A 16227-nucleotide genomic window follows, 5' to 3' on the forward strand; every position below is an offset into this window, starting at 1 on the left:
TAGGTTAAATTCGTGCTCTCAAAAGTTAGACGTTTAGATATTTAAATATGAGTATCAATATTTCATGTCAGTAAATGAAATACTAAAATAATAAAGAATTACATAGAGATATGAACGAGACAGTGGATATAAAAGAGCTAAACGAACGGATTCAGAAAGAGAGTTCGTTTGTTGACATGGTTTCCATGGAAATGAACAAAGTAATTATTGGTCAGAAACATTTGGTAGAAAGCCTGTTGGTGGGGTTGTTGTCCAACGGCCACATCCTGCTCGAAGGTGTGCCCGGGTTGGCAAAAACGCTGGCCATTAAATCGCTGGCCAACACCATCAGCGCTAAATTTTCGCGCATCCAGTTCACACCCGACCTGCTTCCGGCCGACCTTTTGGGAACCATGATCTACAGCCAGAAAAAAGAGGAGTTTTCCATTAAAAAAGGGCCTATTTTCGCCAATTTTATTTTGGCTGACGAGATAAACCGCGCCCCGGCAAAAGTGCAGTCGGCGCTGCTCGAGGCCATGCAGGAACGCCAAATCACCATTGGCGATGCCACGTTTAAACTCGAAGAACCGTTCCTGGTAATGGCCACCCAAAACCCCATCGAGCAGGAAGGTACTTATCCGCTGCCCGAAGCGCAGGTGGATCGTTTTATGCTGAAAGTAGTAATTAACTACCCCAATAAAGCTGAGGAGCAACAAATTATTAACCAGAACCTCCTGAAACAGTATCCTGAAACTTCGCAGATTCTGAAACCGGAAGATATTCTCAAAGCCCGCGATGTGGTGAAAGATGTTTACATGGACGAAAAAATCCAGAAATACATCGTGGACATCGTATTTGCCACACGCGTACCCGATGAATACAACCTTTCAAAATACAAGGAAATGATTTCCTACGGATCCTCGCCCAGGGCGGGAATCAGCCTGGCACAGGCCGCCAAAGCATTTGCATTTATTAAAAGAAGAGGTTATGTTATACCTGAAGATGTACGCGCGGTTTGTCCCGATGTAATGCGCCACCGTATTGGGTTGAGCTACGAAGCCGAGGCAAACAATATTACTTCGGAAGAGATTATAACTGACATTTTAAATACGGTTGAAGTACCTTAATGGAAGCTACTGAGTTATTAAAAAAAGTAAGGCAGATAGAGATTAAAACACGTGGGCTCTCGCGGAATATTTTCGCGGGCGAATACCACAGTGCTTTTAAAGGACGCGGAATGGCCTTTTCCGAAGTGCGTGAATACCAAATAGGTGACGATATCCGCAGCATCGACTGGAACGTAACGGCTCGCTACAACCACCCCTATGTAAAAATTTTCGAGGAAGAAAGGGAGCTTACCGTGATGTTGCTTATCGATGTAAGCGGCTCCCGCGAATTCGGTTCTTTCGAAAAACTGAAAAAAAACGTTATCACCGAAATTTCAGCCATCCTTTCCTTCTCGGCCATTCAGAACAACGACAAAATCGGGGTCATCTTTTTTTCCGATACCATTGAAAAATTTATCCCGCCAAAAAAAGGGAAAAGCCATATTTTGCGCATCATTCGCGAACTGATTGATTTTCATCCGCAACACAGCGGCACCGACATAACGGGAGCCATCCGCTACCTGACAAACGCCATTAAGAAAAGGTGTACTGTATTTGTTATTTCCGACTTTATGGACGATAACAAAAATTTGGAAATGGCGCTTTCCATTGCCAACAACAAGCACGATGTAGTGGCGCTTAAAATTTACGATGAACGCGAAAAAGAACTTCCGCCCATTGGAATGCTGAAACTCAAAGATGCCGAAACCGGGGAGTATGTGTGGGTTGACAGCAGTTCGCGCAAAACACGTAAAATTTATTCCGACTGGTGGATTAAACATGCAGCCCGGTTCGATTCCATGTTCAAAAAATGCGGTGTGGACTACACGGCAATTAACACGAACCAGGATTACGTGAAATCGTTGATGAACCTGTTCAAAAAGAGGGCATTAAAACAGTAGATGAATGAAATTCGAAACAAAAATAAAAGGCAGTAATACTTCACAGTTCGACTCCGCTCACTGTGACGGTCAGCCTGAGCGGAGTCGAAGGCTGAAAATGAAAGCAGTGAGTGCATTAGTCGTTTTCTCTCTTATTATATTTACCCAGAATGTAAACGCGCAACGCATAAAAGCCGAAGCAAGCCTCGATTCGACTAACATTTTGCTGGGCGACCAGGTGAAGCTTTTCCTTGAAATCGATCACCCCAAAAATGTTGATATTGAATTCCCGCAGATCCCCGATACAATTCTCGATAAAATTGAAGTGCTCAGCCGCTCGGGCATCGACACTTTTGAACATGACGATGAGTCGTTTCAGAAACAAATACAATCGTACCTGATTACCAGTTTCGACAGCGGAACTTACCGCATACCGCCCTACTGGTTTAAACTGGACCTGGACGGACGTATCGATTCAGTGCCCAGCAACGGGGTGACACTGCGTGTGCACAGCATTCCCATTGATACCACCCGCGGCCCCACCGACATAAAAATGCCCTACGATGCCCCGCTAACCCTGAAAGAGGTTACACCCTATATCCTGGGAATAATTTTAATTGGTGCTATCCTGTTTTTTATTCTCTATTCAATCAAACGGAAAAAACAAAACAAGCCCATTTTCACGCTGCCTAAAAAACCCAAAGAACCCGCGCATGTTATTGCCTTGCGCGAACTCGACCGTATTAAAAGTGAAAAACTCTGGCAGAAAGGAAAAACCAAAAAATTTTATAGTGACATCACCGAAACCCTCAGGGAATATATTGAAGACCGTTTTGAAATACAGGCCATGGAACAAACGTCTGACGAAACAATTGAAAGTTTCAGGGCAAGGCCCGGTTTGCTGAAAGACAAAACTTTTGAAAACCTCTGCCAGATTTTAAAACTGGCCGACCTGGTGAAATTTGCCAAATACCAGCCATTGCCCGACGATGATAATATGGCACTGGTAAACGCTTACTTTTTTGTGAACGACACCAAAAAAGAAGAAAAAAAGAAGCCTGAGGACAAGGCGGATGATGACGAAGAAAACGTTGAAGAAGTAGAAATAAAATAACAAAGGATGTTTGAAGGACTGACATTTAAAAACCCGGAATTTTTCTACGTGCTGCTGGTTATTGTACCAATGGCTGCCTGGTATATTTTTCGGCAAAAGAAAAACACGGCAAGCATACAGGTTTCCACTACTGCTTCAGTTATTAAAGCCCCGAAAACGCTGAGGCACTACCTGCGCCATTCGGTATTTTTACTGCAGGTGCTGGCCATTGGTGCTTTCACCATTGTTTTGGCAAGGCCGCAATCGTCACGTAACTGGGAGAACGTTACTACCGAAGGGATTGACATTGTAATTGCACTCGATATTTCAACCAGTATGCTGGCGCGCGACTTTACACCCGACCGGCTCGAAGCTGCAAAAGAAGTGGCCATGGAGTTCATCTCAGGCCGACAATATGACAGGATCGGCCTGGTGGTTTTTGCCGGCGAAGCATTTACGCAATGCCCGCTTACCACCGACCGGGCCGTTTTGCTCAACCTTTTCAAAGATGTTGAAACCGGCCTCATTGAAGACGGAACAGCCATTGGCAACGGACTGGCCACCTCGGTAGCACGTTTAAAAGACAGCGATGCCATCAGCAGGGTGGTAATCCTGCTCACCGACGGCGAAAATAATTCGGGCGAAATTGCCCCGCTCACAGCTGCCGAAATCGCCCGTACATTTGGAATCCGCGTGTATTCCATTGGCGTGGGAAGTGTGGGAACCGCCCCTTACCCTGTGCAAACGCCTTATGGAACTCAACTGCGCGACATTGAAGTTAAAATTGATGAAGAGATGCTGAAAGAGATATCAACTATTACCGACGGTAAATATTTCAGGGCTACCAGCAACACCAAACTGGAAGAAATTTACCAGGAAATTGATCAGCTGGAAAAATCGAAAATTGAAGTGCGCGAGTTCAGCCGCAAATCGGAAGAGTTTTTGCCGTTTGCACTGGCAGGAATTTTGTTAATTGTTTTAAGCCTGATTTTAAGAACAACTGTATTCAGGAGTATCCCTTAAAAAACGAAAAAAAATGGAAATGTTCAGGTTTGCAAATATTGAATTGTTATGGGGGCTGCTCATTATTCCGCTGCTGGTCCTGATTTTTGCCTGGTCGAGAATTGCCCGGAGAAGAGCATTGAAACGATTCGGCAGACAAGAAACCATCAGCGTTTTAATGCCGTTTGCGTCAAAAAGCAGGCCTGTTTTCAAATTCATTTTGCTCATGCTCGCACTGGCATTTTTTATTGTTGGTGCGGCTCGTCCGCAATTTGGATCAAAACTGAAAAAGGTAAAACGCGAGGGCGTGGAACTGATGATTGCCCTCGATGTTTCCAACAGTATGATGGCCGAAGATATTCAACCCAACCGGCTGGAACGGGCCAAACGGGCCATCTCCAGGCTGGTTGACCGTTTGAGTGACGACAAAATAGGGCTCATTGTTTTTGCCGGCGACGCTTATATGCAGCTGCCCATTACTTCCGATTACAATTCGGCCAAGCTTTTTTTAAGTTCAGTAAACCCCCAGATAGTTCCAACGCAGGGAACGGCAATTGGTACAGCCATTCAAATGGGAATACGCTCGTTCACTCCGGAAGGCCAGTCCAACAAGGCCATTATAGTAATTACCGATGGCGAAAACCACGAAGACGACCCGGTGTCGGCTGCTCAGGAAGCTGCCGAAAACGGAATTGTAGTGCATACCATTGGAATGGGTTTGCCCTCGGGGGCACCTATTCCGGTGCTTAAAGGCGGTCAAAAAGATTACCTGAAAGACAAAAACGGCGAAGTAGTAATTACCAAACTGAATGAACCCATGCTGGAGAAAATTGCTTCTGCCGGAAACGGAATATACGTTCGGGCTAATAATGCACAGGTGGGGCTCAATGCCCTGTTCGACGAAATCAACAAGCTGGAAAAAGAGGAGATGGAATCGCTGGTTTATTCCGAATACGACGACCAGTTTCAATACTTTTTTGCCATTGGATTGTTTTTACTTCTGCTCGAATTTGTTATTCTTGAAAGAAAGAACAAGTATTTTAGAAAAGTAAACCTGTTCACCACAAAATAGAATAAAAATGAAACAGACTGTTTTGTTCATATTGATGATGTTGTTTACCCTGACTGTTTTCAGTCAGAATGAGCGGAAATTTATCCGCAAGGGAAACGAAATTTATGAAGAAGCGGTAAAAGATACCACACGCATCGATACTTCAAAATTTAGTTTGGCCGAAACCGAATACCGCAAGGCGCTCAATAAAAAACCAGGGAACGAGAAATGGGAATTCAACCTGGCCGATGCACTTTATAAACAAATGCGGTTTGAAGAGGCGGAACAAAAATTTGCAGAGTTGCACAAAAAACTGGAAACGCCTGAAGAAAAAGCCCGTGCGCTGCACAACCTCGGAAACAGCCAACTGATGCAGCAGAAAATAGATGAAAGCATCGAGTCGTACAAAAATGCGCTACGCAAAAATCCGGATGATATCGAGACCAAATATAACCTGGCCTACGCGCAAATGTTAAAAAAGAAACAGCAACAGCAGCAAAAACAACAACAGCAAAACCAGGATCAGAATAAGAAACAGAACAAGGATCAACAACAACAGAATCAGGACAACCAGAACCAGCAGCAAAATCAGGATCAACAACAAAACCAGCAAAATCAGCAAAATCGAGATCAAAACCAACAACAGAAGCAGAAGCAGCAACAAAACAAAATTTCGAGACAAGATGCCGAACAGTTGCTGCAGGCATTACAAAACGATGAACGCGATATTCAGAAAAAAGTAAAAAAAGAGAAGGCTGCTAAAGCACGTCAATCGAATGTTGAAAAAGAGTGGTAAGGAAAGGCCCCATCCTGACCTTCTCCCAAAAGAGGAAGGGATTAATTACTGAATTAAATGAAATTTGATGAATAAAAATTTTTCTTTGTGAAAAAAATAATGATAAAGAACCTGATAACATATTTTTTATTTTTCATTTTAACCGCGGGAGTGTCGGCCGAACAAACCAAATTTGAAATGTCGGCACCCAACGCGGTAGAAATGGGAAAACAATTCCGGCTCTCTTTCACACTGAATGAAAGGGGAAGCAACCTGCAGTTGCCACCGGGCCTTACCAATAACTTCGATGTATTAATGGGGCCAAGCACCGGCCAGTCAACACGCATGCAATCCATTAACGGCCGCACAACCACCGAGGTAACATTTTCTTACACCTATATTTTGCGTGCCAAAGAAACGGGAACATTTGAAATCAGGCCTGCCACAATTGAAGTTGACGGAAAGGTTTTTGAATCGAATTCACTGAAAATACAGGTGGTTAAAGCCAAGCAGCAATCCACACAGCAATCGCCATCCCAGGGTGAAGGAGAACAACAATCAGTTGATTTGGGTGGCGAAAACCTGTTTGTCAGGGTTGAAATGAATAAACAAAATGTGTTCAAGGGCGAGCAGATTATTGCAACTGTAAAATTGTATGTCAGTCCCGACATTCCTGTTTCAGGATTCGACGAGGTGAACCTGCCCACTTACGAAGGATTTTACACACAGGACATTGAAATCCCCCAGCAAATAAATTTTTCGCGCGAAGTTTACAACGACCGTATTTACCAGGTTGGAATCCTGAAGAAAACAGTGCTTTTCCCGCAACAAAACGGGAAAATAACGGTAGAGCCTTTCAGCATGTCACTGCTGGTACAGCAACGGGTAAGGCAGCGCAGTTTCTTCGACGATTTCTTTAGCGGAGTACGCACCGTTAAAACAACCGTTACCAGCGATCCCGTTTCGGTAAATGTGAAAGACCTGCCGCCCGAACCTGCAAACTATTACGGTGGCGTGGGTAATTTCAATATTTCTTCGGAAATCAACAACGAAAATATTACCACAAACGATGCGGTTACGCTCAAAGTAACCATCAGCGGAACCGGAAATATCAGGCTGATAAGAACACCTGAGCTGGAACTTCCATCCGATTTTGAAGTTTACGATCCGCGTTCAAACGATAATGTGCAAACTTCCGACAACGGAGTGTCAGGCACAAAAACAGTGGAATACCTGTTCCAGCCCCGTTTCGAAGGCGACTACACCATTCCGTCGATTGAGTTCGCCTATTTCAATCCGGCTACCGGACGGTATGTTACCAAAGCAACAAGGGAGCATTCGCTGCACGTTACCAAGGGATCCGACGATCCTTCGGGAGCTGTAATCAGCAGCACACGGCGTGAAGACCTTCAGTTGATTGGGGAGGATATCCGGTTTATAAAACAGGGAAATCCGGCATTGCGCGAAAAAGGGTTCACTTTTTTTGGAACTCCGCTCTTTTATTCCGTATATGGAGGTAGTGCTTTGTTATTCCTGGCTCTGATTGCCGTTTACCGCAAAAAAGCACGCGAAAATGCCAATGCTGCACTCATGCGGAATAAAAAAGCCAACCGCATTGCTGTTAAGCGATTGAAAACAGCTGCCGGGTTCATGAAAAAGAATGAAAATGAAGCTTTCCACGAAGCAATCCTGAAAGCTTTCTGGGGTTATTTAAGCGACAAGCTGGGGATTCCGGTGGCCAACCTTAACCGCGAAAGTGCCGTAAACAGTTTACAACAACGCAATGTGGCGGAAGACCTGATAAATGACTTTGTGGACATTATTGAACAGTGCGAATTTGCACAGTATGCCCCGTCGGGAGGTTCAGAAGCCCGCAGTGACCTGTACAAAAAAGCCGTTTCGACCATGAGCAAACTGGAAAAACAGATAAAAAAGTAACTGTAAAATGCTTATACAATTATTGAAAAAATATGGCTTTATATGGATTTGGATTTTTTTGGTCCTGAATTCATCAGCACAGGATTCCACCCAGGTCCTTTGGGAGAAAGCCAATGCCTACTACACTACGGAAGAGTTTCAACAGGCAATTTCGGCCTACGAGCAAATTTTGCAGGAAGGGCAGGAATCGGCCAAACTCTATTTTAACCTTGGCAATGCTTACTACAAAACAGGCGATTTAAACAACGCCATTTTAAATTACGAACGCGCCCGGCTTCTTGCCCCGCAGGACGAAGACATTCAGTTTAACCTCGATTTAGCCAACCAATCGGTGGTAACCGAAATTGAGGCTCTCCCCCAGCCTTTCTTCGTGCGATGGCGCAGCCGGGTGGTCAACCAGTTCACTGCCGATTCGTGGTCGTTCATCAGCATCGGGGCGTTTATTATTTTTCTCGGATTGCTTGCACTGTTTATTTTCAGTAAACGGCCGGGCCTGAAACGGCTGTCATTCTGGCTGGGCATTTTTGCCATTATTGTTTCCGGATTCACCTACTCATTTGCTGCCCGCCAAAAAAAGAAGATAGAAAACCGTAACCATGCCATTGTATTTTGCCCGAGGGTGACTGTTAAAAGTGCCCCGGCACAAACCGGCACCGACCTGTTCCTGCTTTACGAAGGCGTTAAAGTACAGATATCGGACAGCGCCGGCACCTGGAAAGAAATCAGGTTATCAGACGGAAATGTGGGCTGGCTGCCCGATTCATGTATCGTAAAAATTTAATCATGGAAAAAGATTTTAAACTGGCCGTCCTCATCGATGGTGACAACATCCCCAGCGCTTACGTAAAAGAGATGATGGAAGAAATTGCAAAGTATGGTAATCCTACAATAAAGCGCATTTACGGCGACTGGACCAAACCGTTTCTTTCGAAATGGAAAAACCTGCTGCTCGAAAATGCCATCACCCCAATTCAGCAGTACAGTTATACCACCGGCAAAAATGCCACCGACTCGGCAATGATTATCGATGCTATGGATATTCTGTACAGCGAAAAAGTGAACGGGTTTTGCCTGGTTTCGAGCGACAGCGATTTTACCCGGCTGGCCACCCGGCTGCGCGAGGCCGGAATGAAAGTTTACGGGATTGGCGAAAAGAAAACGCCTGATCCCTTTATTGTGGCGTGCGATAAATTCATTTATATTGAAATTCTGGAAAACCGTTCCAAGGAGAACGAAACCGCAACAACACCTGATAAATCAAGCAAAAAAGCGCAATTGGATAAAATTACGCCCAGGGTGGTTAAACTCATTTCCTCTACAATTTCCGATTTGGCCGACGACGATGGCTGGGCTTTTCTGGGTGACGTGGGCAGCCTGCTCCAAAAAAAGCAGCCCAATTTCGATTCACGTAATTATGGCTTCGAAAAACTCACTCCCCTCATCGACTCCATCGGAAAATTTGAAATCGACCAGCGCGACAGCTATAAAGGAAAATTCAAACTAATTTATGTCAGAAATAAAAAACGGTAGTTGCCTATGAAAACAGATAAAGTAAAGCGAATTGCCCTACTCACCTCCGGTGGCGATGCCCCCGGGATGAACGCTGCCATCAGGGCCATTGTGAGAAGTGCCATTTATTACAACCTGAAAGTTGTTGGTGTGGAAAACGGTTTTTCGGGGCTAATTAACAACGATTTTATTGAAATGAAATCGCACTCGGTCTCTAAAATAATTTCCCGCGGTGGTACCATCCTGAAATCATCCCGCTGCCCCGAATTCAAAACACAGCAGGGAAGGGAGCGTGCATTCAATAATATGAAAGCAGCCGGAATCGATGCGTTGATTGTTAACGGAGGAGATGGCTCCTTCCGCGGCACCGACCTGCTTTACAAAGAGTTCGGGATTCCGGTTATCGGTATTCCCTGCACCATCGATAACGACATTTACGGAACCGACTTTACCATCGGTTTCGATTCAGCAATAAATACAGTAATCAGGGCTGTGGACAATATCAGGGACACGGCAGAATCGCACAATATACTTTTTTTCGTGGAAGTGATGGGGCGCCACTCCGGCTTCATTGCACTTAACTCTTCCATTGCCAGCGGCGCAGAAGCCACTTTGCTGCCCGAAATCCGGACTGACATCGACCAGCTTTGTCATTTCATGGAAATGGAGCGGCGGAAAAACAAAACATCGGGAATTGTAATTGTAGCTGAAGGTGACGAAGAAGGCGGTGCCGCTGAAATAGCACAAAAAGTAAAACAACGGCTGCCCAATTACGAAACACGGGTTACAACGCTGGGGCATATTCAGCGTGGCGGCTCTCCTACTTGCAACGACAGAGTACTGGCAAGTCTTTTGGGACATGCTGCTGTTAAGGGATTGCTCGAAGGCAAAACTGGACTGATGGCCGGACAAGTAAACCGACAAATTGTTTTCACTTCCCTGGAAGAAGCTTTTTCAAAACGCGACAAAATTGATAAGAGTTGGATTGAGATTAGTAAAATAATTTCAATGTAAGTTGATTATCCGTCAAGCGGTTCAAAACCCCTTGACGGATGACTATTTCAGCAAATCCAGTATTTCATCTTTGGTAACCTCCTGCAGCAAATTGTTCGAATTGATAAATTGTTCAGCGAGCGAATTCTTCCGTCCCTGCAACAGTTGAATTTTTTCTTCGATGGAATTTTCGGTAATAAACCGGTAAACAAACACATGCTTTTTCTGGCCAATACGGTGCGCACGGCTGATGGCCTGATTTTCGGCCGCAGGGTTCCACCACGGATCGATAATAAACACGTAGTCGGCACCGGTGAGGTTAAGCCCCACTCCACCGGCTTTCAGCGAAATCAAAAAAATCTGCTTGTCGGGTTCTTCCTGAAACTGCCGGATAACCTCGCCACGATTGGATGTTTGCCCGGTGAGCATGCTGTATTTCCATTGGTTCTGTTCAATTTTGGTTTTCAGCAGCTCCAGGTGTTTTACAAACGACGAAAAAATCAGTACTTTATGTTTTTCAGCCATCAGGTTTTCAAGCATCAGGAAAATCTCCTCAAACTTGCCCGATTCAGTCTCTGTACTATTTTCCAGCAATTGCGGATGATTGGCCAGCTGACGCAGTTTGGTCAGCCCCTGCAAAATAATCATGGCTGATTTATTCACACCGTTCTCTTCCATGCTGCTGAGAATGGAATTGCGGATAATAGATTTTTCACGCTCATAGGTTTTTTGCTGGCTGCCTGCCATTTCGCATAAAATAACCTGTTCCATCAACGGTGGCAGGTCTTTGGCCACTTCTTCCTTGGTGCGCCGGAGAATAAACGGACGGATAAGGATTTGCAGCTTTTCCTGCGGCTCTTTCTTATTATGCTTTTCAATGGGAGTTATAAAATATCGCCTGAAAAACACCAGGTTGCCCAACATTCCTTTGTTCAAAAAATTCATTTGCGACCACAAATCGGACAGAGAATTTTCGATGGGTGTGCCTGTAAGCACAAGCTTATATTTTGAATTCAGTTTTAAAACAGATTTGTACGTTTTAGAAAAAGGATTTTTCACGTACTGGCTTTCATCCAGTATCAGGTAAAAAAATTCATGTGTTGAGAGGAAAGAGGAATCGTTTCGCAAGGTGCCGTAAGTTGTGAGGATTACATCGTAAAAACGGACCATCTGCTCCATTTCCTCCGCTTTTTTGCGTTGTGGTCCTACATGCCGGTAAACTTTCAGCGAAGGAGTGAATTTTTTAATTTCTGCTTCCCAGTTGTGAACCAGCGAAGTGGGCAGCACAATCAGGCTGGCCGGCTGAAAAGTGTCGTTCCTTTTTCCGGTCAAAAACAAATCGAGCTGACCGTCGGCAGCTACAGGATGCACTATGTTTGCATCCCTTTTGGGACGTTTAAGCTTTAAGAGCAGCGCCAGGGTTTGCAGGGTTTTTCCAAGCCCCATATCATCGGCCAGGCATCCGCCAAAACCGTTTTTGTGAAGCCCATACAACCAGCGAAACCCAGCTTCCTGGTAACTTCTCAAACTAACTTCCAGTCCTTCTGGTAATTCGACTTTCGCGGTGCTTTTATTCAGGTTCAGAAACTTTTCCAGAAACGATTTATCATTAGGATTCAGAACCCGGCTGAGCAACGCGTAATGATGTTTGCTGAACTGCATTTTTTCACCTTTCCCGTGTGCAAAAGGCATCAGTGCTTTATAACGGGCAAACCACTCCCCGGGCAATACAGCAATTTCACCATTAGGGAGCTCAAACTCACGAATGTCGTTTAAAATATGGTTTTTCAGTTTGATAAACGGAATTTTGAACTCGCCGAACTGAACCGTGGCATAAACATCGAACCAGTCATCGTTTCCTCTGGTCTGAAAATCGAGATACTGTTCTCCTGTAAAATATTTCCTTTCCAGTTTCGCCTGCTCAATTTTTACCCCCGCGGCATTTAATTGCGGTTTGTTGGTATTGAGCCAGTTGATGAGAAAATAAAATGCATTGTTTTTTTCGAGAAGCTCCATTCCATTCAGGGTAAAATAACCGCCTGCAGTTTTTAAACCTGCTTTCTTCAATTTGTTTTCAATTTGTTTTTCCCACTCAAAATCGCGTTGGATTTTGCGAAAAACAAAACGACCGTTTTTCTTTTCGTACTGAACAAATATTACTTTCTCATCGTTGGGCAAAAAAGTTTTGTCATCATACCGGAATTTCAAAACAAAACAGGGTTCATATTTTAAATTGTATTCCACCGATAGCAGAGCAACTTTTTCAGCTACTTCATTAACAATATCGAACCCTTCTGCCTCAACATCGAACTCGCGAATGGTTTTGCGGACAAAACCTCCGTAATATTTCTCCTCGATTGAGTTGGGCACCGAAACAGCCTCTTTTTCAAAAAACGGAACCAGCTTTTTGGCATCCAGCTTTTCAAAAGCTACAAGACGGCCACGGTGCAAAATCATGCACGGCTTGTTGGTTACAATTTTAATGTTCCGGTTCTGCAGCGGGAGCTCTTTTTCATCGAGAAAAACTTTTAACCGGTAGCGGGTTTCTGTTTCAGTGCGATTAAAATAGAAAACCGGCCGTGCAAACAGGGGCTGCACTTTTATTTCGTCTTCATCATATAAATTGGAGTATTTCACCTGTTTGTTGAACAAACGAACCGGGCTCAGCATTAAAATGGACACCACCTGAAACATGCATTGTTCAATAAACGGAGATACCTGCTTTTCGAAATAAGCAGGTTCAAGCTTCGAAAAAAATTCGGAAACGCTGCCAGCCCGCGAAAATTTCTTCACCAGTTTTTCATCGCTGTATTTCTCGATGATCTCAACCAGCTCTTTCTCATATGGTTTCAGGGATAATTCAGAGTCGTCCAAATCACGCTTTTTCACATGCCGTTCAATGGTGTAAAACTTATCCTTTTCATGAATAATGTAAGGCAAAAAAACATTACCCAAATAGCGATGCTGCGTTAAAGCAATAATGAATTCGTTATGGTTCATTAAAAACTGTTTAGTAAAAACAAACCTCAAATATAATCAGACTTGCCCGTTTTCAGGTCATTCCTTCCTGATGTTTAAGTTAAATCCTTTGCCCGGCGGGGCTAATTTTTTATCTTTACGAAAAAAGTAAAATGGCACAACTATTTGTTAATAAAATTAAAACGGCAGCAAAGAAGGAAGTAAAACTATCGGAGGCTGCACATCTGCTCGAGAACCAGGCAATACTTCATTCAATAGGCCACATTAACTGGGAAAATTTTCCGTACCGACCTGATGTTCAATTTAGAATTGCCCATACCGGGGACCAAATCTGGTTAAAATTCTATGTAAAAGAAAAGCATATCCTGGCACGCGAAACCCGCACCAACGGTGATGTTTACAAAGACAGTTGCGTGGAATTTTTCGTATCGTTCGACAATGAAAATTACTACAATTTTGAATTTAACGGAATTGGCACCACTCATTTGGCTTTTGGACCGGGCAGAAACAACCGCAAGTTTGTGCCTGCCAAAACAGTTGAAAAAATTGAAACCCATTCAAGCCTGGGAAGCGAGCCGTTTGAAGAAAAAACCGGTAATTTTGAATGGGAAATGATGATTCGAATACCGCTTGAATGTTTTGCCTACAGCAAAATCAACTCACTCAACGAATTGAGCGCCAAGGGTAATTTCTATAAATGTGGAGATGAAACATCCGAGCCCCATTTTGTTACCTGGAATCCTGTTGGAACAGATGAACCCGATTATCACCAGCCGGGTTATTTCGGCGATTTAAAATTTGAATAACCCCAAAACTACCGGCAGGGTATATCAACTGAAATAATTGCACTACAAAATATTACATCCCGCAAGAATCAATGGATTTTTGCGGGATTTTTTGCATCTAAACGAAACTAAGTTCATAAAAAAATCACACAATTATTTTTATTTTACACATAAGTGCATTATTTTTGCAATAGGAATTAAAAAGGAAAGGAGTACATTATGCCAGGATTTAACAGAACAGGTCCGCAAGGTGCCGGCTCCATGACCGGCAGGCAACTTGGACCATGCAACGACAACAATCGCGACGTACAACCCCGGGGAACAGGTTTTCGCAGAAGACCAGGCTGGGGAGCCGGACGCAGAGGCGGAAGAGGATTTGGATTCCGCTGGGGAAATCCTTTTGCAGGAGCCCCCGGTTATTACGAAGATGCAACTGCAGGTGAGGCCAGTCTCGAAAACGAGGTCCGTGTTTTGAAAGACCAATTATCTGAGGCCGAAAAAGAACTGGAACAGTTGCGCAAAGAAAAAAATGAATAAACGGCAGGTGAAATTCCTGCCTTTCTTTTAAAAATAAAAAATATGAGATTTGGAAAAGGAAGAGGCACCCCAACGGGTGACTATAAGGGACGAAACAAAGGCGGAGCTTACGGCCCCGAAGGATTTTGCGTTTGTGTAAAATGCGGACACAAAGTAATGCACCAAAGAGGTGAAAAATGCACGAAACTTAAATGCCCTGAGTGTGGTCACACCATGGTACGCGAGGAATTGGTGAAGAATAAAAAATAAGTAATTTTGCCATTCTGCTTTTTGCTTATTTTTTAACCAACTTTAAAATGTATAAATACCTGTTTGGCCCTGTACCGTCGCGCCGTTTGGGAATGTCACTGGGAGTTGATTTAGTGCCCCGTAAAGTTTGCTCGCTCAACTGTGTTTACTGCGAGGTGGGCGATACCACAAAACTCACCACCGACCGGATGGCCTACATCCCGGCAAAAAAAATCATCAGCGAACTCGGGCAGTATTTCACAACCAGCCCGGCACCCGATTACATTACTTTTTCCGGCTACGGCGAACCAACGCTCAATGCCTCCATAGGAGAAATAATCAGCTTTATCAAAGAAAAACAGCCCAATATTCCGGTTGCGGTGCTTACCAACGGAACACTGTTTTTTTCAGAAGAAGTCAGGAACGAACTTTTCCAGGCTGACTTGGTTCTGCCTTCGCTCGATGCTGCAACGGAAGAAGCATTTCAAAAAATAAACGTACCGGCTCCGGGGGTAACAATAGAAAATACTATCAACGGGTTAATCAGCTTCAGCAAGGAATTTTCAGGAAAAATATGGCTTGAAGTTTTCATTTTACCCGGCTACAACGATTCACCTCCCGAACTTACTGCGCTAAAAAACGCCATTCTGCAAATTGCTCCCGACCGCGTTCAGCTCAACACAATCGACCGGCCGGGGCGGATGGAAAACCTTCAGGGTGCATCGCACGAAGACCTGGAGAGAATTAAAGATTACTGGCAACTTGACAACGTTGAAATTATTGCCAGCGCTGCGGTGCGAAAAAAACAACAGGCTTACCGGAAAGACATGGAGAATGCTATCCTGGGCACCATCGACCGGCGCCCCTGCACGGCCGACGACCTTGCCCGGATTCTGGGAACGCATGTAAACGAAATCAACAAATACCTCACTATTTTGGAAAACAACCAGACGATTGAACACATCCGGCAAAAACGCGGCGTTTTTTATCAGCTTAAAAAATGAATTTCATATTTTTAAATTCTATTTGAGTTTTATAAATACAAGGAGAATTCAAATGAAAACTTTCACCAGCACGTTACCCGACGATTTATTAAGCAGTCTAAAAGATACGGCAGAAAAACTGACTATTCCCAAAAATAAAATTATTGAAAAAGCCCTTCGAATCTACCTGGATCAGTTAAACCGGGCCGAATACCTAAAATCATTTAAACAGGCTGCCAACGACAACGAAATAATTATGATGGCTGAAGAAGGTATGAAAGAATACCTTAAACAGAACGACTAATAAAGAAGATTGGAAACATCACAACAAAACAACTATCAGAATTAAAAAAGGGGCTAGATGATATCCTGAGGTATTAATGAAGTG

16 protein-coding genes are annotated in these 16227 nt (G+C 44.0%); 15 read left to right on the forward strand and 1 reads right to left on the reverse strand.

From position 1 onward, the window contains the following. Positions 1–110: 110 nt before the first annotated feature. The 10 genes from ACTCNA_RS04395 (at position 111) to pfkA (ending at position 10348) form a co-directional block, all read left to right on the forward strand. A complete protein-coding gene (locus ACTCNA_RS04395; protein ID WP_462946684.1) occupies positions 111–1106 on the forward strand; it encodes an AAA family ATPase in 996 nt (331 codons plus the stop codon). Next, positions 1106–1987, forward strand: a complete 882-nt coding sequence (locus tag ACTCNA_RS04400) for a DUF58 domain-containing protein (protein ID WP_462946685.1) — start codon at positions 1106–1108, stop codon at positions 1985–1987. Before ACTCNA_RS04395 ends, ACTCNA_RS04400 begins: the two co-directional genes overlap by 1 nt. Before the next feature lie 4 nt (positions 1988–1991). Next, on the forward strand, positions 1992–3080 hold the full coding sequence (locus tag ACTCNA_RS04405; protein WP_462946686.1) for a hypothetical protein: 1089 nt from the start codon (positions 1992–1994) through the stop codon (positions 3078–3080). Positions 3081–3086: 6 nt separating this feature from the next. After that, complete coding sequence (locus ACTCNA_RS04410) at positions 3087–4082, forward strand: vWA domain-containing protein (protein WP_462946687.1); 996 nt, start codon at positions 3087–3089, stop codon at positions 4080–4082. Between the two features lie 13 nt (positions 4083–4095). Beyond that, positions 4096–5133, forward strand: a complete 1038-nt coding sequence (locus ACTCNA_RS04415) for a VWA domain-containing protein (RefSeq protein ID WP_462946688.1) — start codon at positions 4096–4098, stop codon at positions 5131–5133. A gap of 7 nt (positions 5134–5140) precedes the next feature. Continuing rightward, complete coding sequence (locus tag ACTCNA_RS04420; protein ID WP_462946689.1) at positions 5141–5908, forward strand: tetratricopeptide repeat protein; 768 nt, start codon at positions 5141–5143, stop codon at positions 5906–5908. Positions 5909–5995: 87 nt separating this feature from the next. Next, positions 5996–7825: a BatD family protein gene (locus ACTCNA_RS04425; RefSeq protein WP_462946690.1), complete on the forward strand. Its 1830-nt coding sequence runs from the start codon at positions 5996–5998 to the stop codon at positions 7823–7825. A 7-nt stretch (positions 7826–7832) separates the two neighbouring features. After that, positions 7833–8606, forward strand: a complete 774-nt coding sequence (locus ACTCNA_RS04430; protein ID WP_462946691.1) for a tetratricopeptide repeat protein — start codon at positions 7833–7835, stop codon at positions 8604–8606. A gap of 2 nt (positions 8607–8608) precedes the next feature. After that, entirely contained in the window at positions 8609–9355 is a 747-nt protein-coding gene (locus tag ACTCNA_RS04435; protein ID WP_462946692.1) for an NYN domain-containing protein, read from the forward strand. Between the two features lie 6 nt (positions 9356–9361). Beyond that, positions 9362–10348, forward strand: a complete 987-nt coding sequence (gene pfkA / locus ACTCNA_RS04440) for a 6-phosphofructokinase (RefSeq protein WP_462946693.1) — start codon at positions 9362–9364, stop codon at positions 10346–10348. Positions 10349–10390: 42 nt separating this feature from the next. Here pfkA and ACTCNA_RS04445 read toward each other — a convergent pair whose 3' ends face one another. Then, positions 10391–13327 (reverse strand): DEAD/DEAH box helicase, encoded by a 2937-nt coding sequence (locus ACTCNA_RS04445; RefSeq protein WP_462946694.1) that lies wholly within the window; start codon positions 13325–13327, stop codon positions 10391–10393. A gap of 131 nt (positions 13328–13458) precedes the next feature. Here ACTCNA_RS04445 and ACTCNA_RS04450 point away from each other — a divergent pair, with 131 nt between their 5' ends. The 5 genes from ACTCNA_RS04450 to ACTCNA_RS04470 all read left to right on the forward strand — a co-directional run bounded on the left by ACTCNA_RS04450 (position 13459) and on the right by ACTCNA_RS04470 (position 16143). After that, positions 13459–14112 carry a carbohydrate-binding family 9-like protein gene (locus ACTCNA_RS04450; protein WP_462946695.1) on the forward strand — a complete coding sequence of 218 codons (654 nt, stop codon included), beginning with the start codon at positions 13459–13461 and terminating at the stop codon, positions 14110–14112. 198 nt (positions 14113–14310) lie between these two features. After that, the gene (locus tag ACTCNA_RS04455; RefSeq protein ID WP_462946696.1) at positions 14311–14628 is read left to right on the forward strand and encodes a DUF5320 domain-containing protein; all 318 of its coding nucleotides are present in this window, start codon (positions 14311–14313) and stop codon (positions 14626–14628) included. 42 nt (positions 14629–14670) lie between these two features. Beyond that, complete coding sequence (locus ACTCNA_RS04460; protein WP_462946697.1) at positions 14671–14877, forward strand: hypothetical protein; 207 nt, start codon at positions 14671–14673, stop codon at positions 14875–14877. Between the two features lie 47 nt (positions 14878–14924). Further along, the gene (locus ACTCNA_RS04465; protein WP_462946698.1) at positions 14925–15860 is read left to right on the forward strand and encodes a radical SAM protein; all 936 of its coding nucleotides are present in this window, start codon (positions 14925–14927) and stop codon (positions 15858–15860) included. Positions 15861–15912: 52 nt separating this feature from the next. Further along, positions 15913–16143 (forward strand): ribbon-helix-helix domain-containing protein, encoded by a 231-nt coding sequence (locus ACTCNA_RS04470; protein ID WP_462946699.1) that lies wholly within the window; start codon positions 15913–15915, stop codon positions 16141–16143. Positions 16144–16227 lie beyond the last annotated feature (84 nt).

It is taken from the genome of Tangfeifania sp., assembly GCF_055108615.1.

Bases quoted from the DNA above. Each gene is read 5' to 3' on its own strand.
- ACTCNA_RS04400 (WP_462946685.1), top strand. From the start codon at position 1,106: ATGGAAGCTACTGAGTTATTAAAAAAAGTAAGGCAGATAGAGATTAAA.
- ACTCNA_RS04450 (WP_462946695.1), top strand. From the start codon at position 13,459: ATGGCACAACTATTTGTTAATAAAATTAAAACGGCAGCAAAGAAGGAA.
- ACTCNA_RS04410 (WP_462946687.1), top strand. From the start codon at position 3,087: ATGTTTGAAGGACTGACATTTAAAAACCCGGAATTTTTCTACGTGCTG.
- ACTCNA_RS04460 (WP_462946697.1), top strand. From the start codon at position 14,671: ATGAGATTTGGAAAAGGAAGAGGCACCCCAACGGGTGACTATAAGGGA.
- ACTCNA_RS04470 (WP_462946699.1), top strand. From the start codon at position 15,913: ATGAAAACTTTCACCAGCACGTTACCCGACGATTTATTAAGCAGTCTA.
- ACTCNA_RS04430 (WP_462946691.1), top strand. From the start codon at position 7,833: ATGCTTATACAATTATTGAAAAAATATGGCTTTATATGGATTTGGATT.
- ACTCNA_RS04465 (WP_462946698.1), top strand. From the start codon at position 14,925: ATGTATAAATACCTGTTTGGCCCTGTACCGTCGCGCCGTTTGGGAATG.
- ACTCNA_RS04445 (WP_462946694.1), bottom strand. From the start codon at position 13,327: ATGAACCATAACGAATTCATTATTGCTTTAACGCAGCATCGCTATTTG.
- ACTCNA_RS04455 (WP_462946696.1), top strand. From the start codon at position 14,311: ATGCCAGGATTTAACAGAACAGGTCCGCAAGGTGCCGGCTCCATGACC.
- ACTCNA_RS04420 (WP_462946689.1), top strand. From the start codon at position 5,141: ATGAAACAGACTGTTTTGTTCATATTGATGATGTTGTTTACCCTGACT.
- ACTCNA_RS04395 (WP_462946684.1), top strand. From the start codon at position 111: ATGAACGAGACAGTGGATATAAAAGAGCTAAACGAACGGATTCAGAAA.
- ACTCNA_RS04415 (WP_462946688.1), top strand. From the start codon at position 4,096: ATGGAAATGTTCAGGTTTGCAAATATTGAATTGTTATGGGGGCTGCTC.
- pfkA (WP_462946693.1), top strand. From the start codon at position 9,362: ATGAAAACAGATAAAGTAAAGCGAATTGCCCTACTCACCTCCGGTGGC.
- ACTCNA_RS04435 (WP_462946692.1), top strand. From the start codon at position 8,609: ATGGAAAAAGATTTTAAACTGGCCGTCCTCATCGATGGTGACAACATC.
- ACTCNA_RS04405 (WP_462946686.1), top strand. From the start codon at position 1,992: ATGAAATTCGAAACAAAAATAAAAGGCAGTAATACTTCACAGTTCGAC.